This window comes from Niastella vici (assembly GCF_002077945.1).
Classification (GTDB): Bacteria; Bacteroidota; Bacteroidia; order Chitinophagales; family Chitinophagaceae; genus Niastella; species Niastella vici.
The window spans coordinates 23,095-46,674 of sequence record NZ_LVYD01000055.1 but is presented as its reverse complement, the minus strand read 5'-3'; the positions used below and the strand labels follow the sequence as shown (position 1 = coordinate 46,674).

At 46.2% G+C, this 23,580-nt stretch carries 20 protein-coding genes; 14 read left to right on the top strand and 6 right to left on the bottom strand.

Annotated features, from left to right (window positions below; genetic code table 11):
* Nucleotides 1–4: 4 nt before the first annotated feature.
* Together A3860_RS22730 and A3860_RS22725 are read right to left on the bottom strand one after the other, a co-directional pair.
* Nucleotides 5–1,276 carry a flavin monoamine oxidase family protein gene (locus tag A3860_RS22730; protein ID WP_081150289.1) on the bottom strand — a complete coding sequence of 424 codons (1,272 nt, stop codon included), beginning with the start codon at nucleotides 1,274–1,276 and terminating at the stop codon, nucleotides 5–7.
* A 143-nt stretch (nucleotides 1,277–1,419) separates the two neighbouring features.
* The gene (locus tag A3860_RS22725; protein ID WP_081150287.1) at nucleotides 1,420–2,673 is read right to left on the bottom strand and encodes an alkaline phosphatase family protein; all 1,254 of its coding nucleotides are present in this window, start codon (nucleotides 2,671–2,673) and stop codon (nucleotides 1,420–1,422) included.
* A gap of 625 nt (nucleotides 2,674–3,298) precedes the next feature.
* Between A3860_RS22725 and A3860_RS22720 the strand changes: the two genes are divergently transcribed.
* From A3860_RS22720 to A3860_RS22690, 7 genes are all read left to right on the top strand, one after another.
* Complete coding sequence (locus A3860_RS22720; RefSeq protein WP_081150285.1) at nucleotides 3,299–3,814, top strand: YdeI/OmpD-associated family protein; 516 nt, start codon at nucleotides 3,299–3,301, stop codon at nucleotides 3,812–3,814.
* Nucleotides 3,815–4,538: 724 nt separating this feature from the next.
* Nucleotides 4,539–5,513 carry a DUF2147 domain-containing protein gene (locus tag A3860_RS22715; protein ID WP_081150283.1) on the top strand — a complete coding sequence of 325 codons (975 nt, stop codon included), beginning with the start codon at nucleotides 4,539–4,541 and terminating at the stop codon, nucleotides 5,511–5,513.
* A 400-nt stretch (nucleotides 5,514–5,913) separates the two neighbouring features.
* Nucleotides 5,914–6,936 (top strand): PhoH family protein, encoded by a 1,023-nt coding sequence (locus tag A3860_RS22710; RefSeq protein WP_081150281.1) that lies wholly within the window; start codon nucleotides 5,914–5,916, stop codon nucleotides 6,934–6,936.
* A 230-nt stretch (nucleotides 6,937–7,166) separates the two neighbouring features.
* Entirely contained in the window at nucleotides 7,167–7,571 is a 405-nt protein-coding gene (locus tag A3860_RS22705; RefSeq protein ID WP_143774221.1) for a hypothetical protein, read from the top strand.
* A 155-nt stretch (nucleotides 7,572–7,726) separates the two neighbouring features.
* Complete coding sequence (locus A3860_RS22700; protein ID WP_081150277.1) at nucleotides 7,727–8,278, top strand: inorganic diphosphatase; 552 nt, start codon at nucleotides 7,727–7,729, stop codon at nucleotides 8,276–8,278.
* 157 nt (nucleotides 8,279–8,435) lie between these two features.
* Nucleotides 8,436–8,807: a sulfite exporter TauE/SafE family protein gene (locus A3860_RS22695; protein WP_081150275.1), complete on the top strand. Its 372-nt coding sequence runs from the start codon at nucleotides 8,436–8,438 to the stop codon at nucleotides 8,805–8,807.
* A gap of 143 nt (nucleotides 8,808–8,950) precedes the next feature.
* Nucleotides 8,951–10,327: a thioredoxin family protein gene (locus A3860_RS22690; protein ID WP_081150273.1), complete on the top strand. Its 1,377-nt coding sequence runs from the start codon at nucleotides 8,951–8,953 to the stop codon at nucleotides 10,325–10,327.
* Nucleotides 10,328–10,332: 5 nt separating this feature from the next.
* Here the strand turns inward: A3860_RS22690 and A3860_RS22685 are convergent, their stop codons facing one another.
* The gene (locus A3860_RS22685) at nucleotides 10,333–11,103 is read right to left on the bottom strand and encodes a C40 family peptidase (protein ID WP_081150271.1); all 771 of its coding nucleotides are present in this window, start codon (nucleotides 11,101–11,103) and stop codon (nucleotides 10,333–10,335) included.
* 279 nt (nucleotides 11,104–11,382) lie between these two features.
* Here A3860_RS22685 and A3860_RS22680 point away from each other — a divergent pair, with 279 nt between their 5' ends.
* Together A3860_RS22680 and A3860_RS22675 are read left to right on the top strand one after the other, a co-directional pair.
* The gene (locus A3860_RS22680) at nucleotides 11,383–11,955 is read left to right on the top strand and encodes an RNA polymerase sigma factor (RefSeq protein ID WP_081150269.1); all 573 of its coding nucleotides are present in this window, start codon (nucleotides 11,383–11,385) and stop codon (nucleotides 11,953–11,955) included.
* Nucleotides 11,956–11,994: 39 nt separating this feature from the next.
* Nucleotides 11,995–12,360, top strand: coding sequence for a hypothetical protein (locus A3860_RS22675; RefSeq protein ID WP_081150267.1), 366 nt, complete (start codon nucleotides 11,995–11,997; stop codon nucleotides 12,358–12,360).
* Here A3860_RS22675 and A3860_RS22670 read toward each other — a convergent pair.
* On the bottom strand, nucleotides 12,357–12,833 hold the full coding sequence (locus A3860_RS22670) for a nucleoside deaminase (protein ID WP_081150265.1): 477 nt from the start codon (nucleotides 12,831–12,833) through the stop codon (nucleotides 12,357–12,359). The genes A3860_RS22675 and A3860_RS22670 overlap by 4 nt on opposite strands.
* Nucleotides 12,834–12,951: 118 nt before the next feature.
* On the opposite strand from A3860_RS22670, the gene A3860_RS22665 reads away from it, so the two are divergent.
* The gene (locus tag A3860_RS22665) at nucleotides 12,952–14,769 is read left to right on the top strand and encodes a M61 family metallopeptidase (protein ID WP_081150263.1); all 1,818 of its coding nucleotides are present in this window, start codon (nucleotides 12,952–12,954) and stop codon (nucleotides 14,767–14,769) included.
* 129 nt (nucleotides 14,770–14,898) lie between these two features.
* Nucleotides 14,899–15,573, top strand: coding sequence for a hypothetical protein (locus A3860_RS22660; protein WP_081150261.1), 675 nt, complete (start codon nucleotides 14,899–14,901; stop codon nucleotides 15,571–15,573).
* A 128-nt stretch (nucleotides 15,574–15,701) separates the two neighbouring features.
* Here the strand turns inward: A3860_RS22660 and A3860_RS22655 are convergent, their stop codons facing one another.
* The gene (locus tag A3860_RS22655; RefSeq protein ID WP_081150259.1) at nucleotides 15,702–16,433 is read right to left on the bottom strand and encodes a copper homeostasis protein CutC; all 732 of its coding nucleotides are present in this window, start codon (nucleotides 16,431–16,433) and stop codon (nucleotides 15,702–15,704) included.
* A gap of 186 nt (nucleotides 16,434–16,619) precedes the next feature.
* Entirely contained in the window at nucleotides 16,620–17,651 is a 1,032-nt protein-coding gene (locus A3860_RS22650; protein WP_081150257.1) for a N(4)-(beta-N-acetylglucosaminyl)-L-asparaginase, read from the bottom strand.
* A 67-nt stretch (nucleotides 17,652–17,718) separates the two neighbouring features.
* Between A3860_RS22650 and A3860_RS22645 the strand changes: the two genes are divergently transcribed.
* The 3 genes from A3860_RS22645 (at nucleotide 17,719) to nagB (ending at nucleotide 23,475) form a co-directional block, all read left to right on the top strand.
* Nucleotides 17,719–19,617: a CocE/NonD family hydrolase gene (locus tag A3860_RS22645; RefSeq protein WP_081150255.1), complete on the top strand. Its 1,899-nt coding sequence runs from the start codon at nucleotides 17,719–17,721 to the stop codon at nucleotides 19,615–19,617.
* A gap of 262 nt (nucleotides 19,618–19,879) precedes the next feature.
* Nucleotides 19,880–21,457 carry a beta-N-acetylhexosaminidase gene (locus A3860_RS22640; protein ID WP_081150253.1) on the top strand — a complete coding sequence of 526 codons (1,578 nt, stop codon included), beginning with the start codon at nucleotides 19,880–19,882 and terminating at the stop codon, nucleotides 21,455–21,457.
* Nucleotides 21,458–21,567: 110 nt separating this feature from the next.
* Nucleotides 21,568–23,475, top strand: coding sequence for a glucosamine-6-phosphate deaminase (gene nagB, locus A3860_RS22635; protein ID WP_081150251.1), 1,908 nt, complete (start codon nucleotides 21,568–21,570; stop codon nucleotides 23,473–23,475).
* Nucleotides 23,476–23,580 lie beyond the last annotated feature (105 nt).

Genomic DNA, 23,580 nt, shown 5'->3' with positions numbered 1-23,580 from the left:
CTTATTAACTTATCAGCTTGCTCACTTCCAAACCCGATACAAACGCCGCTTCTACTGTACCGCCATTTATACCATCATACAATGCTTCACCGGCAAAATACAGGGTATCCTGAACCGGTTCCTGCAATAGGGTACGTGCATCGGTAGTGAACAGTTTACTGTAACTATAAGCGCCGAGGCAGAAGGAATTGGTTTGCCAGCGCGCCACATGCGAAGCAGTCATGCGCGCTTTTATTTGTTCGGCAGTTTGCCTGAAAATATTAGCCAGTGATTGAATGGCCTGTTGCAACACCACTTCATCGGCACTGTTGTTGAAACGCTCAGTTTGCGGCCCGCCCAGCCAGCCGGTCAATATGGGTATGGTGTTGGGCGATTGCGTCCACCAGGTTGGAATGGCTTCTTCACTTAATAAGAACCCGATATTATTGTCATAGTTCAGCCAGAAAGGTTCTGCAAATTGCAGGATCACTTTTACCACCGAACCAAACCCGATCTGTTGTATGGCCTGCAGGTGCGTATTGATGGCCGGTTCAAAGGTAATGGCGGTGTTATGTTGCGTGGGCGCCTGCAGCACGCCCAACGAAACTGTGATGATCGCTTTTTCGGCGGTGACTATTTGATCATCGGCCGTGATGGCTTCTACCCTGCCCGGCTGCCAGCGAAGCGTTCTTACTGCATGCAAAGTATGAATGCGGCAACCGTTGGCGGTACAAGCCTGCTGCAGATAATTTACAAGCTGGCCGTACCCGCCGGGTGGCAGGTGAAATTGTTCATCCTGTTCGTGCATCCATTCATCGCGCAGGGCCATGGCGCTCGCCTGTTGGGTATCGGCCACATCGAAGCCTTCGGCAAAACGCCGTACAGAATTACGTAAGGCGGCATATTTTTCTTCGCTGAAATATTGCTGCAGAAAATCGGCCATCGTCATATCGGTTTGCAACTGCGCCAGGCGGTGCATCAACTCATCCCAGCCCTCGGTGAATGCCGACTGGGCACTCCACTCACCGTTCTTTACCCGGATCATTTTTCCCTGTACCGGCTGGTAGGCCAACCCCGCTTCTTTCAGCAATTGTATGGTGAGCGGCAGTTTGCCATGCACGAATTCGGCGCCTTCTTCTATGGGTTGCATGAACCCGAAGGGTTGAATGGAATGAATTCTTCCGCCCAGGCGGTCACTGGCTTCCAGCACGGTTACGGTGTGGCCGGCAGAAGATAGTTTACGGGCTGCCATTAATCCTGAAGCGCCTGCTCCTATAACGAGTATTGAGTGTTGCATTGTTTCCGAAGTAAGAAGTATGAAGTAAGATGGCTAATAATAATTCAAAACTCTTACTATTATTTAAATAATAAAAAATCAGGCCGCTGGTTTTGCGGCTCGAAATACAGACCCTTCTTACGTCCTGCTTCCTACTTCTTACATCACTTCAATATAGGCTGAAGGACCTTCAACTCACCATCAATTTTTTCAGTAATATGAAGCCCCAATATATAAGCCACTAACGGATATACATTCACGTTCTCAAACGCATCTATTTGCACTTGCTTTTTAAAGGCGGGTCCCCAGGCATAAAAGGTGGCCTGCATGTCGGGAATGGCATTATCGAACCCATGCTTGCCGAGCAGCGGCCGGCGTTTGCGAAAGCTGAACGATTTGGGGGAATGCGGCACCAGGAGGATATCGCCAATGCGTTGGTACCGGTCGTCGGCAGCTCCATAATGCCAGCGGGCCGGCACTTCACGGGCCAGGTATACATCATAATCAACCGCTTCTTTTTTCAACGCTTCATAAGTTGGTTGAATATCTTTTTCATTATAGGCATACAAATGCACCAGCACATCACCATCGGGCACTTTGAATTTGGTGGTATCAAGCGCGGCGGGCTTGGGCATCAGGTTCAGGGTATCGGCCGTGAGCATACCATGATCGGCCAGGAAAATATAATTTACCGGCAGCTTTAATGAATCGGTCATCCGCACCATTTTGGCAATGCTTTCATCAATAAAATGTACGGCTTCTTCCGTTTGTTTTGAATCGGGCCCATTCATATGCTCGGCATGATCAACTTCCGACATATAAAACGTAATGAGGTGTGGCCGCTTATCTTCGGGCTGGGTTAACCAGTTCTTTACATCCTGTATGCGGGTATCAATATCGATGCTATCGTTATACCGGTAATAATACGTGGGCCGGATGCCTTTTATCGCCGCTTCTGAACCTACCCAGTAAAAGCTGGCCGAAACCATTTGCTGTTGTTCGGCCAGTACCCATAATGGCGTACCGCCGTACCAGCTGCTATCCTCCACCGCTTTGCGATTGCCAAGGCGGTAGCTCTCGTCTCTTTTTTTATCGTAAAAGGAATTATCAACCAGTCCGTGATGCGAGGGATACAAACCGGTGACCAGGGTATAGTGATTGGGAAAAGTAAGCGAAGGATACGAGGGTATCAGGGCTTTGGCCGCTACCCCGCTGCTGCGCAGCTGCTGCAAGTGGGTAGCATTGTATTTATCGGCCAGGTCATAGCGGAAACCATCGGCCGAGATCACGATCACATAGGGCTTTTGCTGTTGTTGGGCACTGTTGCTGCGACCGGGGATCACCTGTTGCGTAATATCAACCTGGGCAGCCAGGAATACGGGCATAAAAAGGACCAGGAGAGCAAGATAAATCCTCATGTGTGTGTTTTTGTTTGCAAATGTAACCAGGTTACACCTACCATGTATTATGGTTTTTTAAACAATTAATACTCAGAATACAGGCAATCGTGAATGGTCAATGGTCAATGGTGAGTGTGTTCGCGATTTTAAATATTTCTAAACAATGGCGAAGCTCGCGAATTTTCAGACTGCTAAAGTTTCGGGAATCACTCACCATTCACCACCCGGTAAGTTCAGGATGGTTTTGCCCCCTGCCTAAACTAACTTCCTACACTATCCGTATTCTCCCCGGTCCTAAATCAACGATTGCCAGCAACCCAGCCAGGTTGGAAAAGGTCACTCCGATTGATTTTCTAACTAAAACCCGCGTCGATCGCTTTATTGCGGCAGTGGCTACAATCGATAAAGGTCGTTAAGCAATAAACTTTGTCAGTTAGCCATATGCAACACAGGCGATGCGATGCTATTGAAATTTAGCATCGCCTGTTGCTTTTTCGTGAATGGTTAATGGTCAATGGTGAATAGCACCCCGGGTATGCAGGCGTCGAAAATATTAGCGAAGCTCAAAATTGAGCGGCCCATTCACCTTTGACCATTGACCATTGACGCTACTAAACCAGAAACTTTATATATTAGCATTCACATGGTATCTTTTATTGCTACATTACTCCAATTCGACAAGCAGGGCGAAAAAACCGGCTGGACCTACATTGAAATTCCTGCAGATATTGCAGGGAAGATAAAGCCCGGTAACAAAAAGTCGTTCCGCGTAAAAGGTAAACTCGATAATTTTTCCATCAAAGCCGTATCGGTGCTACCGATGGGTGGCGGCAATTTTATTTTGGCCGTTAATGCCACCATGCGAAAAGGCATAGGAAAACGTAAAGGTGCGATGGTAAAAGTACAGTTACAGGAAGATAAAGCCGAAATAAAACTGAACGCAGATCTACTGGCCTGCCTGCAGGAAGATCCCGATGCCCAGACCCATTTCAACAAACTGCCCAAAGGTCATCAGCAGTATTTCAGCAAATGGATCGAAAGCGCCAAAACCGAGCCCACGAAGACCAACCGGCTCACCAAAGCCCTTGTTGCACTGGGAAAAGGATGGGGTTTTTCTGAAATGATGCGGGCCGCCAAAAAGGATAAAGAAGGGTTTTAAACTGCCTGCTACGCGCTTGTTCCCTGTTTACCCATTCAAAACGTATATAATAAGCTTTTATATAAGGCAAATTGTCGTAACATATTTCAATTCCTGTATACTGCCGATCTGAATTTTGCGTTATATCTTTATACCGGAGTAGGTACTATTCCGGGTGGCTTTGTATGTTAACTATTAATAATAACAGTATCTTTTAATAATAAAAACCGATTTACCATTTTTTTAAATTAGTTAATTTACTAATTTGCCGCAGCATACTAATACCCTATGATGAATATAATTCTACTTTCTTTGATCTGTGCCCCGACCTTACCCTGTTTAGCAGTTCTACTGCAACATGGTACAGTTGCCACATGGAAAGCAGACGAGCCTGGTTGTGTGTTTCATTCTCCCGCTCTCAATTCATCAGATAATTCAGCGTCTTTTTTTAAAATTGGTAATGTGCGCGCATAATTATGGGCGAAGCAGGTTTTGTGTGAGGTTGTTGCAAACCAATCACCGGAAGTTCTTTTACAATAAAATTCAATAGTCAAAATAAAAAATGTAACAATTTTTCAAAAGTGAAAAACGGTCCATGAATCAGTGCAACTTGGGATTTTCCGCACTTCCGCGGGATGCCCCCGGTCCGGCGAAAAAGCAGGACAACCCCTAAACAAGTGAATGTGTGAACTTTTAAACAATATGGTTTCAATTATTTTTATCAATTAATTTTAAAAACCGTTCTATGATAAGTAAGTGTTCCCTAACCACACTTCTGCTCATCATCTCCGCTGTCAGCTTCGGGCAAAAACAAGCCGAGGTTGAAGGAGTATGGAAAACCCAGGACCAAAAGGATTCCCTGTTAATCAGCACAAGCGGACAAAGCAACCCCGCAGTATTCGTTTATTTTCCCAGCAAGGCCAAATTCTTACCGTTCAGCTTAAGTGCCGCCGGAAACGAGCTGGTGCACTTTGAACCAGATGCATCCAAGATGTCATTAAGCTTCGATGGTAAAACCATTACAGATCCCAGCTCTGGCAAAAAGTATTCAAGAACTACTTCAGAGTCGCCTGTAAACAGCAAAACTGTAGCTGCATCTGCTGATGACTTTTTTGATTTCAGCACCAACAACTACTATGCAGGGATCAATTTCTACCTGTCATCGCACCCCGGCCTGCCATTTATGCCTAATAGCGCTTTCATCACCAAGAAGAAAGTAAAAGAGGTAAAAATTGAAAAATGGTTCCTGCGTGCAAGCGCAAACGGCGAGCCTACCGGCCAAAAAGAATATGAACTCGTTTATAATTTCAATGGCACCGGCCAGATCACAACCGTACAGGTAATTCCAAACGGTGGTGCTCAGGAAACCGATACCTGGACGTACTCTTACAACGGTGACAAGCTGCAAAAGATCAGCTCGCCCGGCAGAGTATTACAATTCGATAACGACAACTGGGAAGTAGATGCCCGTCAACAGAAAAAAGTGCCGTTCATCTTCCCCATGTGGCAATATAACAGCAGCTCAAAACCAGTTGCAGCCGTACTGCCTTATATGACTGGCGTTCCGCTCAATGAATATACTTACAATGCCAGCAACCAGCTCGAAAAGATCAGTTCAAAAGATGTGAGCGAACCGAACATCCTGCAACATTTCACCAAGATCGATTACGACAAAAACGGAGTACCGGTAAAAATAACAGAAATTAAGATCAGTAAATAAGTGATAAGCCACTTACTATCATAATAACCATATAAGAGTGCCCTGGTAAAACGGGGCATTTTTTATTTGTTCCCGGGTACTGGTTTCCGGTTACCAGGTCAAAAATTCGGAGACTCCGACTACAGTTAAAATGATCGACATTCAAGGCCCTGCAACTGGCAACCGGTAACTGGTAACACACTGCAATCACATTAATCAAAGCACTACAGTTTCTTTATTTCATCATGTGAAATCATCAGTAATTATTTAACGAAAACACTACAACTTTTTCGATTTTCCACATGTTGTGTATAAGTAACTTTACGAAAATGCTGTTCTAAATAATTATATTTGGAATAGAGGAAAATCAAGAGGACTTCAGGAAACTATCCTGTATTTGTGAAACTTAAATTGATGTGCATTGACAGAAACTATAATCAGCCTTGAAACTGTAAACCCTATTGAGTTTTTCGGTGTAAACAACGGAAAACTGGATATTCTCAAAAAGAAATTCCCGCTTTTAAAAATCCTTTCCAGAGGCACCCAGATCAAATTGAGCGGCTCACCCGAGCAGGTTGAAAGCGCCAGGGAAAAAATTGAACTCATTGTTCAATACCTCGAGCGCAACGGCCATATGAGCGAGAACTATTTTGAGCAGATCCTTGGTGGCGACGATGCCGAAACAGTTGACAATTTTATCGATCGCAATCCCAACGACATACTTGTATTTGGTCCCAATGGCAAAACGGTAAGGGCCCGCACAGTTAATCAGAAAAGACTGGTGCAGGTAGCAGAAAAAAATGATATCGTATTTGCCATCGGTCCGGCCGGTACCGGTAAAACCTATACAGCCGTAGCGCTGGCCGTTCGGGCATTGAAAAATAAAATGGTCAAGAAGATCATTCTTACCCGCCCCGCAGTAGAAGCCGGCGAAAGCCTCGGTTTTTTACCGGGCGATCTTAAAGAAAAGATCGATCCCTATCTGCGTCCCTTATATGATGCGCTCGACGATATGATACCCGCCGATAAGCTGGGTTATTATATGAGCACCCGCGTTATCGAAATTGCCCCGCTGGCCTATATGCGTGGCCGTACGCTCGATAATGCATTCATCATTCTGGATGAGGCGCAAAACTCGACCGATCTTCAATTAAAGATGTTCCTTACGCGTATCGGTTCCAACGCCAAGGCCATTATCACCGGCGACCTTACACAGATCGACCTGCCGAAAAATCAACGCAGTGGTCTCGAAAAAGCTGCGCGGATCCTGAAGAACATCGACGGTATTGCCCATATTGAGCTCGATGAAGAAGACGTGGTGCGTCACCGCCTGGTAAAAGCCATCATCAGGGCTTACGACAAAGATCACCAGGAAAGTGGCGATCAGCTGCAGCAGGGGCATTCAGGTGGCAGTTGGCGGAACCAACGACACCGGTCAGAATAAACCTGAAATACGAAGCAGGAAGTATGAACCGATAATAATTCATACTTCCTGCTTTTTTTATTTCTGATTTAGAGATTTCGGGATTTTGAGATTTGCCGGGGTTTAGAATTTTCGATAAATCTCAAAATCAATAAATCCCAAAATCTCAAAATTTGCCGAACCTTCCACACAACATACTTTGGTCAAAAAAGCATTCCATATATGCCTCTTCTGTTATATTTTTGTTGATTATGAAGAAATTAATTGCCAGTTTATGCATTCTTGCCACTTTATCCTGTAATTCCACCTCAGGAGGCGGGTACAAAAAAGCAGAGGATGCACAGGATGCCGGCACCCTGTTTATTCGTTCTACACTGGATGGAGACTTTGATAAAGCGGCATTTTACCTGTTAAAAGACACCACCAACCAGTTGCTGTTCGATAAACAACAGGCCAATTACAAAGAAATGAGCGGCAAGGAAAAAAGCAGCCAGAAAGCTGCCACCATACGGCCGGTTGCCATAACCACCGAAAACGATTCCACTACCCTGTATAAATATTACCAAACCTCGAACCCTGCCGATACCACCACGTTGCGCATTGTACGCCGCCAGGATACCTGGCTGGTTGATTTGAAGTCAGTTATAAAAATGTAGGCACAACCCCTACCCGTCCGCAACCATGACAGTAAATGTTGCCGGATGTTTTTTAATTGGTTTATTTTGCGCCCCGGCCAGTAAAGGCAACTGCTACGATTAACAGCCATATGAAACAGAACTTATTATAGATTTGCTTAAATTTTAAAAACAATATGATAACTGTTTCCCATCCCTGGCATGGTGTGCCTCCTGGAGATCAGTCTCCACGCATTGTAAATGCAGTAATTGAGATTCCGCAGGGTTCCCGGGCTAAGTACGAGATCGACAAGGACAGCGGTTTATTAAAGCTGGACCGTGTCATTTATTCTTCTTTCTATTATCCGTGTAATTACGGGTTTATTCCACAAACTTACGGCGACGATAAAGATCCACTCGATATACTGGTAATCACTTCCATGCCCGTACAGGCAATGTGCCTGATGCAGGCCAAAGTAATTGGGGTTATGCAAATGATCGACAGTGGCGATGCCGATGACAAGATCATTGCCGTAGCGGCCAACGATCCCAGCGTAAACCACTATAACAACATTGAAGAAATACCGCCGCACTTCTTTGAAGAGCTGCGCCACTTCTTTGAAGAATACAAACGCCTCGAGAATAAATCGGTAACCGTGAACGAATTCGGCGATAAAGCCGTAGCGCTTACGATCATCGAGGAAGCCCTGGAGTTGTATAAGGAGCATTTTCGAAAACCAAGTAAGTAAGTGGTAAGAAGGGTAGTTTATATAGTGAAAGGCTGAAATAAGAAGTAGGAAGTAAGAAGTAAGAAAGACAAAGAAAAATCAGAAAGTACGAATGTCAGACTCTTCTTACATCCTACTTCCTACCTCCTACTTCAAAAACCTACTTAACTTAATAACCATGAGCATACAAACGATCCTATTACTCATCCTCGTAGGCCTGGCCGCAGGTGCATTAAGCGGTATGGTAGGCGTTGGCGGCGGCATTATTATCGTTCCCGCCCTTGTGTATATTCTCGGTTTTTCGCAGTTAAAGGCCCAGGGCACCTCGTTAGGCCTGTTGCTGCTGCCCGCTGGTATTCTCGCTGTCATGAACTATTACAAACAGGGCTATATTGATATAAAAGTAGTGGCCATTATGTTCGTCACCTTTGTGATCGGTGGTTGGTTCGGCAGCAAATTCTCCCTTTCCATACCCCAGGAAACCGTAAAAAAGATCTTTGCCGTGGTATTGTTGCTGATAGCCGGCAAAATGCTGTTCCTCGATAAATAACGCCCCGAGCTGCACACCTTACAAGATCTTCGCATATACCCCCGCACAAGAAAAGCAGCCGGTAAAAATTTCTTAAAAAAGGAAGCCGGGCCGGTACAGCCTGTTTATTTGGGTATTTTAGCAATACCCAAAACTTTATTCAGATGACCCGCTTGCTGTTACTCACCCTGCTGTTGCCTGCGTTCACCCGGGCACAGTTCCTCGCTCCCGAAACCACTTTACAACAAGCGCTCGTACAGGCCACCCGGGAAGATAAACTCATTTTTTTGATGATCGAAAGCGACCAGTGCCAGCAATGCAATGATGTGGCCGGTAAAGCCCTGCAAAAAAATGATTTGAAAGATGAGCTCAAACGGAATTTTATCGCCCTTCGCATTCCGGCGTTTCACCCCGACCGTAATTACATAAAGGATAAGTACAATTACATTGGTGGCAATGTGGTATTGTATTTAGATAAATGGGGTACGCTGGTGCACCGCATGAATATGAGCACTACTGCAGCTACTATATATCTCTACGAGTCAAAGCGGGCATACCTGAATGAAATACAGGCAGATTACATACGGTCATTAGAACAGGATGCGCTGGCGGGAAAGATGGAATCTGATAAGTTGTATGAACTGATGGAGGCGCGAAAAACGCTTTCCTTACCTATTGACGAACACCTCGATCAATATGTGAAACAACTACCGGCCGACTCGCTTACGTCAATAAGTACCCTGCAACGCATTGCCCGCATGAGCCCGTTATTAGGCTCCAACGCCAATAGCATATTGCGTAATAACCAGGAGCTGTTTAACCAGGCCTGGTACGCATTGCCCGAAAAAGACCGCATAACCATCAACAACCAGATCATTATTAAAAGCCGTCACCAGGCCATCAGTGAAAAGAATGTAGCCAAAGCCGAAGTAGTGGCAAAATTTGCCGCCCTCACTTATAGCGGGGCCATTTTTAGCGGGAAGCCGCCCGTCAATAAAGCCTACCATTATAACCTCATGGAATATTTCAGGGGTGCTAATGATACCGCCGCCTATTTAAATGCAGCCGTAAACTATTATGAATTGTATCAGATGCCGGTGAATGCCACCGCCATCAAAAAGAAAGATTCATTGAAAATGGCGGAGCTTAAAAAAGATCCGGTCAGGAATATTTCAATCAGGGATACCCTTGAGTGGACGGAAACCCGCAAAGTGTTCACTACCACTACCCGTTATACCCCAACTGCCCAGCACTATGGCGAAGAGCTGCATTACGCCGCCCGTACTTTTTACCGCATGACAAACGACACCATTTACCTGAAAAAAGCACTGCAATGGGCTGCTTATGCCAACGAATTTTATGAAAGCGCCTATGCCCTCGACATCTGGGCCCGTTTATTATATAAGGTCGGGAATAATAAAGAAGAAGCCGTACACCTCGAAGAAAGGGCTATTGACTTTCTGAAAAAACATGACATGCCCACAGAAACACATATGGCAGTGCTCGACAAAATGAAAAAAGGCATCTCCGCCATAGATTGATCAATTTAGAAATATCTTTTAATAATGCGCAGCTGATGCGTACGCAACCCTGTTTCCACATTCAGGATACCGGCGTTGTCAATTTTATCGATGCGCACATTGCCCGAAGCATGAATGATCTCATGATCGTTCAACAAAATACCAACATGCGTGATCCTTCCTTCGGCATTATCAAAAAATGCGAGATCGCCACAGCGGGCTTCCTGTAAAAAGCCAACCACTTCGCCCTGGGTGGCCTGCAAATACGCATCGCGCAGCAGCGGAATATTAAAAAAACGGAACACCATTTGGGTAAAGCCGCTGCAATCGACCCCAAAAACCGACCGTCCACCCCAGAGGTAGGGTGTATTTAAAAACAGCATCGCTCTTTCTTTAATGGCATCGGCGCCCGGTTTGGCGCCGGCAGCATTCCAGGTAGCCGCCTCTTTATAATCGATGGACAAAACAGCCGCCAGCTGTTGCCGGTTTACACCATTCAATACCGGTACGCCCAACGGCACCTTCGAAGGGAGATTATTGATAGTAATGGCATTGATCCATTCTGCAGTAAAAGTTTGCGCCGGCGTGTTGTTCGCCCAGTTATCGATAATAGCCAGCTGGCTGCGCTGGCACCAGCCTTCGTAGCCATCATATACACCCTGTACTTTTATAAAATCCTTTCCTTCTTCCAGCACCAGGGCGGCCTCGGCAAATAACAACTGACTGATCATTTCACTTTTATGCGCCGGTTCGGCCCGTAAAGGCGCAACCGGTACTTTGCAAACGGCATAGGCCATAGTTAGTAATTTGGTTGCAAATGTAATTAATGAACAATAGACAATAAGCAAAAGGCAAATTACCAGTTACCAGATACCGGTTACCAGGTCGCAAATCAATGGAAGTTCGATTATTGGCGGGCTTCCTATGCCCAAATCCCGGGAACTGGAAACCGGTAACCGGAAACCTGAACGATCACTCAATAAAGTATCACTTATTCCGTTAAGGGTGTCGAATTAATTTTGTGGAATTTTTGAACGAACTGCATCTTAGTAATAAGAAAACAGCATTTTCGCATAGTGAAACCAGACCCTAATTCACATATCAGCGATCAGCAATTGCTCAGCTCCTTTTATTCCAGTCGCGATAACCACTGGCTTGGGATACTTCTGCAGCGCTATACCCTTTTATTACTGGGGGTATGCATGAAATACCTGAAAAATGAGGAAGAAGCAAAAGATTGCGTGCAACAGGTGTTTTTAAAAGCCATTACCGAACTGCATAAATACAAGGTTGAATACTTTAAATCCTGGCTGTACATGGTGGCCAAGAACCATTGCCTCATGAAGCTGCGCGATAAACAGGCCCGTACGCCGGCCGAGATCAGGGAGGAAATGACCATTGCCCAGGATGATGACGCCAGCCTGGCGCCCCACCTCGAAAAAGACCGGCAGCTTGATTTAATGACTGATTGCCTGCAGGAACTGAGCAAAGAACAAAAACAGTGCGTAACTTTGTTCTATCTTGAAAAACGGTCGTACAATGAGATTGCCGACCAAACGGGCTTTACGTCGATGCAGGTAAAAAGCTATATCCAGAACGGCAAACGCAACCTGAAGATCTTGCTGGAACGGAAACTAAACCAATCGTAAAACCCCGGGTCTAATGAATATACATTGACGACTTGAACAATGAATAACGACTTACTGAACATATTATCGAATAGTAACAAAGACATTGACAACCAGAAGTTGATGGACTACCTCAGCGGCAAGCTGAATGAGGAGGAAAAGCATGAGGTGGAAATGTGGATGGTTGACAATGATTTTGAAAATGAAGCGCTGGAAGGGCTGCAGCAAATGGCCGGCTCTAATAATAAAAAATTAGAAGGCTATGTTGACCAGCTCAACAAGGAACTGACCCAATACATAAAACAAAAGAAGAACCTCCGCGAAAAAAGAAGGATCAACACCGGCTTCTGGATCTATGTGGCCATTGCATTTATCCTTATCATCATCATTCTGGCCTATATGGTCATCAGCCGCCTCAGCCACTAATAACTGATCCTGTCGGGCTTCACTACCCATTCATCAAATACAATAATCGCTTTCTCGCGTCCTACATTAATGATCTCAATGATGCGCTCATGCAGCGGGGCCGTCAATTCCTGGTAAATAAGCGAATCGTCGAAACCGGCAGCCGCCGCATCGTGCCGGGTAGCGCCAAAATACACTTTCGTTGGCCGGGCCCAGTAAATAGCGCCCATACACATGGGACAGGGTTCGCAGGAGGTATATATTTCGCAACCGGTTAACTGAAAGGTTTGTAAATGCTTACAGGCATCCCTGATGGCCACCACCTCGGCATGCGCAGTAGGATCGTTTGTACTGGCCACACTGTTACAGCCTTTTCCCACTATTGTATCCTCCTTAACTATAATGCAACCAAAGGGCCCGCCAGTGCCATGGTTCATTCCCTGTCTTGCCAGGTCAACTGCTGCCTGCATATAATGAAGCTCACGTTCCGTCATATAATTCCTTTTGTTATCAAATTTAACTGAAAAAGATGAAGGGTGCGCCATCTGTGTAACGAGCTTCACCCTGCCTGAAATATTCCTTATATTTAAACCCGGTAATATAATCACGATTATGACAAAACAGTTATTCCTGCTCCTGACCCTACTGGCAGTTTCGCATACCTATGCCCAAAAGATCAATTATGTAGTTTCATTTCCCAATATTGTTCACCACGAAGCCAATATAAGCATAGCTGCATCGGGCATTCCCGCCGGAAAAGCGGTTTTCCGCATGAGCCGTTCTTCCCCCGGCCGCTACGCCACCCATGAGTTTGGCAAGAACGTGTACGACGTTAAAGCATTTGACCAGGGCGGCAACCCGGTTACCATTAACCGCATCGATGGCGATGTATATGAAGTGCCAAAACAAAACGGCTTTGTACGGGTTGATTATACCCTATACGCAGCTTATGCCGATGGCACCTATTCCGGCATTGACCCCGCCAGCGTTCACCTGAATATGCCCGCCACGTTTATGTGGATCAAAGGTTTCGACAAAGCACCCATCACTGTTACATTCAACATTCCCACCGATAAAAAATGGACCATTGCCACGCAGTTGAAACCCACCGGCAACCCCATTGAATTCACGGCCCCCGGTTTACAATATTTCATGGATTGCCCCACCAAAATAGGCAGCCTTACCTGGAAAGAATGGAATATCAAAAACCCCAATGGCAATGATTATACCTTCAGGCTGGCACTGGAAGCAGATGCCACAGATACTGTTGCCGGCACATTTGCCACCAAAGTAAAACGCATTACCCAGGAGGCGCAGGCCGTATTTGGTGAAGTGCCTGCCTACGATTACGGCACCTATACCTTTATTGCCAGCATAAATCCATATGTAGAAGGCGATGGCATGGAACACCGCAATTCAACCATGATAAGCATACCCTATGCATTTAATGGCGACAACAGCCTGCTGGGCGTATTTGCGCATGAGTTCTTTCATTGCTGGAATGTAGAACGCATTCGCCCCAAAACACTGGAGCCATTCAATTTCGAAAAAAGCAATATGAGCAATGAGTTGTGGTGTGCTGAAGGGTTTACGCAATACTATGGACAGCTGTTATTATGCCGCGCCGGTTTAAGACCACTGGGCGAAATACTGGCCTCCTTCAGCAACCTCATCAATACAAAGGAAAATACACCCGGCGCCAAACGGTATTCACCGGTTGAAATGAGCCGCCATGCAGTTTTTGTTGATGCCGGCGTTGCGGTTGACAGAACCAATTATCCCAACATGTTCAGCTCCTATTATCCTTATGGCGGCGCTATTGCCATGGCGCTCGACCTGCAACTGCGCACCCGCTTCCAGCTTACGCTCGATGATTATATGACGGCTTTATGGAAACGCTTTGGCAAAACAGAGATCGCTTATACCGTTACGGGGCTCGAAGAAGTGCTGGCAGATGTAACACACGATAAAGCCTTCGCCTCCGATTTTTTTGCCCGCTTTGTTACCGGTCATGAATCTTTCAATTATGAACCGCTGTTAGAGAAAGCCGGATTGACCCTGAAAAAACAATATGCCGGCAAAGCCTGGCTGGGGCAGGTGTCATTTACTGAAGGCACTACCACCATTAGCTCCAATACCATTATTGGCTCGCCGCTATACAATGCCGGACTTGATAATGATGATGTGATCGTGCAGATCGATGGCCACCTGGTAGCCCGTCCGGCCGATATAAACGAACTGCTCAATACACATAAACCCGGTGATGTCATCAACATTACATACAAACACCGCACTGAAAGCAAAACAGTACCGCTTACACTTGGGGAGAACCCCACCTATACACTCACCACTTATGAACAGGCCGGCTTATCAGTGACCAAAGAAATGATGGACTTCCGCAACAACTGGCTGGGCACAAAGATCAAATAATAACTATTTACAAATTATAAATCCCGTCAGTTGATAGCCGTAGCCGTTACCCGCTGACGGGATTTTCTTTTCAACACAGTTGCTTATAAATCATAATGTAACTACCTTTCACATGCAAAAAACCAGCATATGAAAAGATATGTTTACCTTATCGGAGCCTGTTATACCCTGTATTCCTGTAAAGCGCCCAGCTACAGTTATGTGCCTGCAACCATGAACACAACTGCCTACAGCCATGGCGGTGAGGGCCAGCTTGGTTTGGTATTTGGTTCACCAGGTTTCGCCGGCAAAGGCGGTATTGCGGTTACCCGTAACATTAATGTGAATGCCTGGGCGGCTACGCTGCCTTCGGACAGCGGTTACAGCAGTAAAGAATCAGAATACTCTATCGGCGTGCAAACCAATGAAAACAAAAACCGGGAGGTCACCAGTTTTTGGGTGGGCCTTGGTAATGGCAGCAACAAAAAGGTGCGCACAGACCTAAGCGGCCATTTCAACCGGTTATTTTTACAAATACAACAATCGGTCATCAATAACCCATTGGGCAATGCCCGTTTCGATGGCTTCTTTGGCATTAGGGTAAATTACCTTGATTATACCGGCACCCGGCAGGATAAACCTTTAAATGACATCCTGTATTATTATGAACCCTATCTGGGTTTTAATGTGGGCAGCAAAAATGTACGCTTCGAATTTCTGACGGGCCTCGCCATCAAGAACACCGGCGAATGGAGCCACGGCGTACAGGTATGGCCCTGGTTCGGTCATATAGGCGTGATAGGAAAGCTGGGGAAGATACAATAAAGAGATTTCCAGTTACCAGGTACCGGGGCTGAAAACAAGGACTGCTTTATTATTTGCGGGAATGCTGACCCCTTAAGCCTGGCAACCGGAAACGAAAGCATTGACCATTGACCATTCACCAATTCAGCCTACTGCGTGGCTTTGTTTAATACACTTATTATCTTCTTTAATTCATCCTCATTGGCAATGTACCAGGGTGTGGCATCAGTAATGGCCGGGTTACGAAAGGTTACGGGATCAGGCGCTGTTATCCGTGCCGAAGTATGGAACTCCGTTGCGCCGGTACCCTGTATCAGCGTTTCAATATTGGAAGAACGCACCCCTGCCCCGGGCATAATGATAATGCGGCCGGCCGCCTGTTGTACCAGCTTCGCCAGCAATTCAATGCCTTCGGGAGCGGTGCTTTTTTGTCCGCTCGTTAATACACGTTCACACCCGCAATCAATGATCTCTTCCAATGCCTTCATAGGATCGGGCGTAGCATCAAATACGCGGTGACAGGTTACCCCCATGGGGTACGCCCATTCAACGATCTGTTTTAACCGCTCCGTATCTATTTCACCGTTTTGCAAATGCACACCCGTTGAAATACCATCGCAACCCAGTTGTTTGCAAAGCAGGATATCCTGTTTTATAATGTCAAATTCTTCGGCAGAATAAAAGAAGTTGCCGCCACGCGGCCTGATGATGGGATATAAAGCGATGCTTATTTTTTCGCGTGTATGTTTAATAGTGCCATAGGAAGGCGTGGTACCCCCATCGGCCGGGTTTTCGCATAACTCAACCCGCTTTGCACCGGCTTTTTCGGCAATTACAGCTGATGGCATATTGAATGCACAAACTTCTAATTGAAGAGACATGGTTATTTTTAAAACTTTCTGTTTTTAATTGTAGCTTATCTGAGTTATAAAAAGTTGCAGGTCGCCAGTTACCGGTTACCAGTTACCGGGCAAAAACCATAGACAGCCCGACCTCTCACATCCATGCTCGAATTTAGGTCCTGGGAACCAGCTACCGGTAACCGGCAACTGATTCACCATTCACCACTAATAAATACTCTTACCCGGGATCAGCTTCTCTTCCTTACCTGTTTTTACCGCGTATGTAAACCCTTTCTGCAAAGCATACCCGCCGTACTCGCCTTTTTTATTGAGGGCCAGAAAACCAACCTGCAGGGTTTTGGCTTTGGCGGGGTTGCGGCTGATGATGCGCTCTACTGCTTTTTTACAAGCCGCTTCGGGCGCCAGCCCCTGACGCATTAACTCCACTACCAGGTGCGAACCTACAATACGGATCACTTCTTCACCCACACCCGTTGAGGTAGCCGCGCCAATTTCATTATCAACATACAAACCGGCGCCAATGATGGGCGAATCGCCTACCCGGCCATGCATTTTAAACGCCATGCCGCTGGTAGTGCAGGCGCCGCTTAAATTACCATTGGCATCCATGGCGATCATCCCGATTGTATCATGGTTATCTTTACCGCCGGGCATGACGCCTTCACCTGCAGGTTTATGCAACTTGTTTTCGATATTAATAACAGGTTCGTACTTCGATGTTTTCAACCATTCCTTCCAAACCTTTTCACTTTCGGGTGTTAACAGGTTCTCTTTTTTAAAACCATTTGCCAGGGCAAATTGCAAAGCGCCATCACCCACCAGCACCACATGCGGTGTTTTTTCCATAACCAGCCGCGCAACCGATATCGGGTGCATGATATTTTCCAAACACATCACCGACCCGCAATTGTAATGTTCATCCATGATACAGGCATCGAGGGTAACACGCCCATCACGATCGGGCAAACCACCGTAACCCACCGATTGATTGTTGGGATCGGCTTCCGGTATTTTAACGCCCGCCTCTACCGCATCGAGCGCACGGCCGCCCTTGCCCAGGATGGTCCAGGCTTCGGCATTGGCAGCCTTTCCAAAATCCCAGGTCGAAAGCACAATGGGTTCATTCTTTACAGTTGGATAGCTGGTTTCGCTATTTTGGGCCATGAGCTTTTTTCCGGTAAACAAACCCAGTGAACCAAGGAACGATGTATGCAAAAATTTCCTACGCGTTGACATATCTTTTTGGTTTATGTAGTTTATCAGCTAACGCCTTATCTTTAAAAATCTAAATTAAGAGCTAAACATGAGAAATTTATTTCTTTTAATTTTTGCTTTACACTTTATCCTTTCCGGTAAAGCGCAAAATGAACAGGATTCGGCCTGGATTCGTGACAATTATGTTAAAAAAGAAATGTACATCACCATGCGTGATGGCGTTAAGCTGTTTACCGCGTTGTATGTACCAAAAGATGCTACTGAAAAGCATCCCATACTTTTAATGCGTACGCCTTATTCGTGTTCGCCGTACGGAGAAAACAAATTCCCCGCCAGCCTGTGGCTGCGTCACTTGCGGTATTATGCAAGGGAAAATTATGTGATCGCCTTTCAGGATGTACGCGGCCGCTGGGCAAGCGAAGGAACGTTTGTTGATGTACGGCCTTTCAACCCCAATAAAAAAACCAGCCAGGATATTGACGAAGCCAGCGATACGTATGATACCATCGACTGGCTTGTAAAGAACCTTGAAAATAACAATGGCAACGTGGGTGTGATGGGCATTAGTTATCCCGGTTTTTATTCTACCATGGCAGCCCTGAGCGGGCATCCGGCATTAAAAGCGGTGAGCCCGCAGGCGCCGGTCACCGATTGGTTTATGGGCGATGATTTTCATCACAATGGCGCGTTCTTTATAATGGATGGGTTTGCATTTTACAGCGGCGGCTTTGGCTATCCGCGTCCGGTTCCCACCAAAGTAGCACCCAAACAAAGCATTCAAATTCCCGATAACGATAATTATGATTCGTACTTACACATCGGGGCTTTGAAAAATTTTATGAAGCTCACCGGTGATAGCCTGTTGTTCTGGAAAGACCTGTATGCGCATCCCAATTACGACGACTGGTGGAAGGCCCGCAGCATCAGGAACTTTGTAAATAATGTACCGGCCGGCACCGCCACGCTGGTGGTTGGTGGTTTATTTGATGCTGAAGATTGTTTTGGCGCCTGGCGAACCTACGGCGCTATTGAACAAAAAGCCAAAAACAACAACCGGCTGGTAATGGGTCCCTGGTACCATGGGCAATGGTCATCATTAAATGGTACGCATTTAGGGAATGTGCAATTTGGTTCCAACACCAGCATCTGGTACCAGAACAATATCGAGATCCCCTACTTTAATTATTATCTAAAAGGCAAAGGCGATATTTCGAAACTGGCCGAAGCCACTGTTTTCTTCAGCGGCGCCAATGAATGGAAACAATTTGAGACCTGGCCGCCTGCAGATAAAAAAGAAGAACCCATTTACCTGCAACCCGGCGGCAAACTGGGTTGGCAAAAGCCTGCGGTAAAAACCAGTTACAGTGAATACATCAGTGATCCGGCGCATCCGGTGCCTTATACTGAAAACGTACACTTTACGCGCACACGCGATTATATGACCGATGACCAGCGTTTTGCCAGCCGCCGCCCCGATGTACTGACCTTTGAAACAGATGAACTGGGCAATGATCTTACACTGGCCGGAACCGTAGTGGCCGACCTGCTCACCAGTATTACAACCACCGATGCTGATTTTGTAGTAAAGCTGATCGATGTGTTCCCCGATGATTTTAAATATCCCGGTGCTGCCCTTAATCAAAGCCGCGACGCCGGCGGCGCTTACCCAATGGGCGGCTACCAGATGTTGGTGCGTGGTGAAATTATGCGTGGCCGTTACCGCAAAAGCTTTACCGCACCCGAAGCGTTTAAACCCAACAAGATAGAACCCGTAAAATTTGAATTGCCCGATGTGGCCCATACCTTTAAAAAAGGACACCGGTTAATGATCCAGATCCAAAGCAGCTGGTTTCCACTGGTTGACCGCAATCCACAGCAATTCGTAAATATTTACGAATGTAATGACAGCGATTTTCAGAAGGCGGCCATACGTATATATCATGATGGCACCAATAGCAGTTCAATTGTTCTTCCCGTATTAAAATAAGCTTTTCAGGTATATTGTATAACAAGTTAACAGGTGCACATCATTCGAAATGTTCTACCTGTTAACTTGTTAACTTTTCAACTTCTTCCCTTATCTTGCACCCTCTCTGTTGTTGGCTGATGCACAGCTCTTACACTCTCAACACTTAAAACCAGGCTAAACGCCAGTACTGCGCGTGCGCGGTATACTTCATTTATTTTCATTACAAAACACCCGCTTTTGACACTATTTAGTGCCAAAGGGTATTAACATTTTATGCATTATGAAAAAAATTTGGGTTTTCGCCTCTTTATTGTTGACAATGAACACCTATGCCCAGGTAAACATTATTCCGCAGGCTGCCGAACTGAAGATGCCGGAAACAGCCGGTCAGTTTGTGATAACGGCTAAAACGCCCATCATCCTTGAAGGTTCGGGCCTGGAAAACTCAGCCCGTTTTCTGAATGATTACCTGAAACAATTGTATGGCTTTACCTTACCCATTATTAAAAAAGCAGGCAAGGTGCCCGGCATTCGCCTCAATTATGACCGCATAAACTATACCCTGCCCGGCGCTTACAACATGGAGATAAATGCCAAAGGCGTTTATATTGGCGGTGATAATGAAACCGGCACTTTTTATGGCGTACAAACGCTGTTGCAGTTATTACCGGTTGAAAAAGCAACTACCTTACCGGTAAGCTATCTCACTATAAAAGATTATCCGCGTTTTCAATACCGCGGTTTGCACCTCGATGTAGGCCGTCATTTCTTTCCAACCGATTTTGTAAAACGGTATATCGATTATATCGCTTTACATAAAATGAATTACTTCCACTGGCATTTAACAGAAGACCAGGGCTGGCGCATAGAGATCAAAAAATATCCCAACCTAACCAAAGTGGGCGGCTGGCGCAATGGCACCATCATTGGCCGTTACCCCGGTACCGGTAACGACAGCATTCGTCATGGTGGTTTCTATACACAAAAAGAAGTGAAGGAAATTGTTGAATATGCCGCTAAACGGTATGTGACCATTATACCTGAAATTGAAATGCCCGGCCACGCCTCTGCTGCATTAGCTGCCTATCCTTATCTGGGCTGCACCGGCGGCCCCTACCAGGTGCAACAAACCTGGGGTGTTTTCAATGATGTGTTTTGCGCAGGCAATGACTCTGTATTTACATTCCTGCAAAACGTACTCGATGAAGTGATCCCCTTGTTCCCTGCCAAATACGTGCACATAGGCGGTGATGAATGCCCCAAAGAAAGCTGGAAGAAATGTCCAAAATGCCAGAAGCGAATGGCCGATAACCATTTGAAAGATGAGCATGAGTTGCAAAGCTATTTTGTACAACGCATGGAAAAATACATCAACAGCAAAGGCAAAACCATGATCGGCTGGGACGAGATCCTGGAAGGCGGGCTGGCCCCCAATGCCCTTGTAATGAGCTGGCGCGGCGAAGAGGGCGGTATTGATGCGGCCAAACAAAATCATGATGTAATAATGACGCCGGGCAAATATGTTTATCTCGATCATGCACAGGCCCAAAAAGAAGATTCAGTAACAATAGGTGGTTATCTGCCGGTTAAACAGGCATATAGTTATGAACCGGTACCCAAAGAATTAAGCGCTGAAGAAGGCAAACATATTCTGGGCGCCCAGGGCAATGTATGGACCGAATACATGGGCTATACCCAAAAGGTAGAATACATGGTATTCCCCCGCCTGAGTGCGCTGAGCGAAGTACTGTGGAGCCCTGCAGACAAACGCAACTGGAGCGATTTTGAGAACCGCCTGCAAACACAATGCAAACGATATACTTTATGGGGAACCAATTATAATAAAGTGTTTGAATAATGCATAATCGTTAAATCAAACGTTTGACCTAAATTACCCGAAAGAAACCGCATTTGCCCCTGAATACTGGAAATAACTTTAATTTCGCGCAATAAAAAAACCGATTAATTATGAGCATGGTTGATTCGTTTGAGAAGATACCTGTACGTATTTATCCCGATTTAAAAGAAGGGTCAAAATTCGCCGCCCGGGAAATTGCGGACCTCATCCGCAGCAAACAGGCAGCCGGCCAGTCCTGTGTTTTAGGTTTGGCCACCGGTTCAACCCCACGTTCCATGTATGCCGAACTGGTACGCATGCACAAAGAAGAAGGCTTAAGCTTTAAGAACGTGATCACTTTTAACCTCGATGAATACTATCCCATTGAGAAAGATGCGCTGCAAAGCTACAATCGCTTTATGCATACGCATTTGTTCGATCACATTGACATTGATCCCAAAAACATTCACATTCCCAACGGTGAAACGCCCAAAGAGCACATCAAGGCGCATTGCCTGGAATATGAACATATGATCGAAGATGCCGGCGGCATCGATCTGCAGGTGCTGGGCATCGGTAACAATGGACATATCGGTTTTAACGAACCCGGCTCCAGCATACTTTCCCGTACAAGGCTGGTAACACTGGACACTTCTACCCGTATAGCAAACTCACATGAGTTCGCCAATATTTCAGAAGTACCCCGCCTGGCCGTCACCATGGGTATCAGCACCATTTTAAAAGCAAAACGCATTTTATTAATGGCCTGGGGCCCGGCCAAAACAGCGGTTGTACAAAAATCGGTTGAGGATAACGTTACGGAACAAATACCGGCTTCTTTATTACAACAACATAACGACAGTATATTCATACTCGATGAAGTGGCTGCCGCCGACCTTACCCGTTACAAATCGCCCTGGCTTACAGGCGATACGGAGTGGACGCCCAAGATGATCCGCAAGGCAGTGGTGAACATGGCCTTGAAAGTGAACAAGCCCTTATTAAGTTTAACAAATATTGATTACCGTGATAATGGCCTTGGTGATCTGCTGGTTGAAAAAGGCGATGCCTATGAGATCAACCTGCAGGTGTACTATATGCTCCGCGACAGCATAACCGGCTGGCCCGGCGGTAAACCCGACTTACATTTACCCAATCATCCCGAGCGTACCAAACCCTACCCCAAACGCTGTGTGATCTTTTCGCCACACCCCGATGATGATATCATTTCAATGGGTGGCACCTTTCAGCGTTTGCACGACCAGGGGCACGATGTACATGTGGCCTATCAAACTTCGGGCAACATTGCCGTCACCGATGAATTCGTGACCCGCTTTATGGATTTCGCCGTAGGGTTTGAAGATATGTTCGGGGTTGACAGTAAAAAGTCAAAAGCGATCCTGGAACAGGCCCGCCAGTACCTGAAATTCAAAAAATCGAACGAGATAGACACCCCCGAGATCAGGTCGGTAAAAGGGCTTATACGCCGTTGTGAGGCCAAGGCCACCTGCCGCTATGTGGGTATCAAGGATGAAAATATCCATTTTCAGAACCTGCCTTTCTATGAAACAGGGACCATTGAAAAGAAACCAATGGGTGAAGAGGACGTTAAGCTCACCATGGAGCTGTTGCGTAAAATAAAACCGCACCAGGTGTATGCCGCCGGCGACCTCGCCGACCCGCATGGCACCCACAAGGTTTGCCTGGATATCGTTTTTGAATCATTACGCCGCATAAAGGAAGCCGGTGATGAATGGATAAAAGACTGCTGGGTTTGGTTGTACAAAGGCGCCTGGCAGGAATGGGACCTCAGCGAAATTGAAATGGCCATTCCCATGAGCCCCGACCAGGTATTGAAAAAACGCTTTGGCATCTTCATTCACCAGTCGCAGAAAGACATGGTGCCCTTCCAGGGAAGCGATAGCCGGGAGTTCTGGCAACGCGCTGAAGACCGCAATGGCAATACGGCCAGCCTGTATGCCCAGTTAGGGCTTACCAAGTACGCGGCCATGGAAGCCTTCGTACGCTGGCATTTTTAATCGCTATTTTTCAATGACTAACTCAAAAAGGTTAGTTATTTTCATAAAAAAGGCACCAGGGTTTCCCGGTGCCTTTTTGCTATCATAATACCTTCCCCCAACTCT

Excerpts from the sequence above, each read along its gene's own strand:
- A3860_RS22715 (WP_081150283.1), top strand. The coding sequence starts at position 4,539 with ATGATAAGTAAGTGTTCCCTAACCACACTTCTGCTCATCATCTCCGCT.
- A3860_RS22645 (WP_081150255.1), top strand. The coding sequence starts at position 17,719 with ATGAGAAATTTATTTCTTTTAATTTTTGCTTTACACTTTATCCTTTCC.
- A3860_RS22640 (WP_081150253.1), top strand. The coding sequence starts at position 19,880 with ATGAAAAAAATTTGGGTTTTCGCCTCTTTATTGTTGACAATGAACACC.
- A3860_RS22665 (WP_081150263.1), top strand. The coding sequence starts at position 12,952 with ATGACAAAACAGTTATTCCTGCTCCTGACCCTACTGGCAGTTTCGCAT.
- A3860_RS22650 (WP_081150257.1), bottom strand. The coding sequence starts at position 17,651 with ATGTCAACGCGTAGGAAATTTTTGCATACATCGTTCCTTGGTTCACTG.
- nagB (WP_081150251.1), top strand. The coding sequence starts at position 21,568 with ATGAGCATGGTTGATTCGTTTGAGAAGATACCTGTACGTATTTATCCC.
- A3860_RS22705 (WP_143774221.1), top strand. The coding sequence starts at position 7,167 with ATGAAGAAATTAATTGCCAGTTTATGCATTCTTGCCACTTTATCCTGT.
- A3860_RS22700 (WP_081150277.1), top strand. The coding sequence starts at position 7,727 with ATGATAACTGTTTCCCATCCCTGGCATGGTGTGCCTCCTGGAGATCAG.
- A3860_RS22670 (WP_081150265.1), bottom strand. The coding sequence starts at position 12,833 with ATGACGGAACGTGAGCTTCATTATATGCAGGCAGCAGTTGACCTGGCA.
- A3860_RS22725 (WP_081150287.1), bottom strand. The coding sequence starts at position 2,673 with ATGAGGATTTATCTTGCTCTCCTGGTCCTTTTTATGCCCGTATTCCTG.
- A3860_RS22695 (WP_081150275.1), top strand. The coding sequence starts at position 8,436 with ATGAGCATACAAACGATCCTATTACTCATCCTCGTAGGCCTGGCCGCA.
- A3860_RS22675 (WP_081150267.1), top strand. The coding sequence starts at position 11,995 with ATGAATAACGACTTACTGAACATATTATCGAATAGTAACAAAGACATT.
- A3860_RS22685 (WP_081150271.1), bottom strand. The coding sequence starts at position 11,103 with ATGGCCTATGCCGTTTGCAAAGTACCGGTTGCGCCTTTACGGGCCGAA.
- A3860_RS22730 (WP_081150289.1), bottom strand. The coding sequence starts at position 1,276 with ATGCAACACTCAATACTCGTTATAGGAGCAGGCGCTTCAGGATTAATG.
- A3860_RS22720 (WP_081150285.1), top strand. The coding sequence starts at position 3,299 with ATGGTATCTTTTATTGCTACATTACTCCAATTCGACAAGCAGGGCGAA.
- A3860_RS22690 (WP_081150273.1), top strand. The coding sequence starts at position 8,951 with ATGACCCGCTTGCTGTTACTCACCCTGCTGTTGCCTGCGTTCACCCGG.
- A3860_RS22660 (WP_081150261.1), top strand. The coding sequence starts at position 14,899 with ATGAAAAGATATGTTTACCTTATCGGAGCCTGTTATACCCTGTATTCC.
- A3860_RS22655 (WP_081150259.1), bottom strand. The coding sequence starts at position 16,433 with ATGTCTCTTCAATTAGAAGTTTGTGCATTCAATATGCCATCAGCTGTA.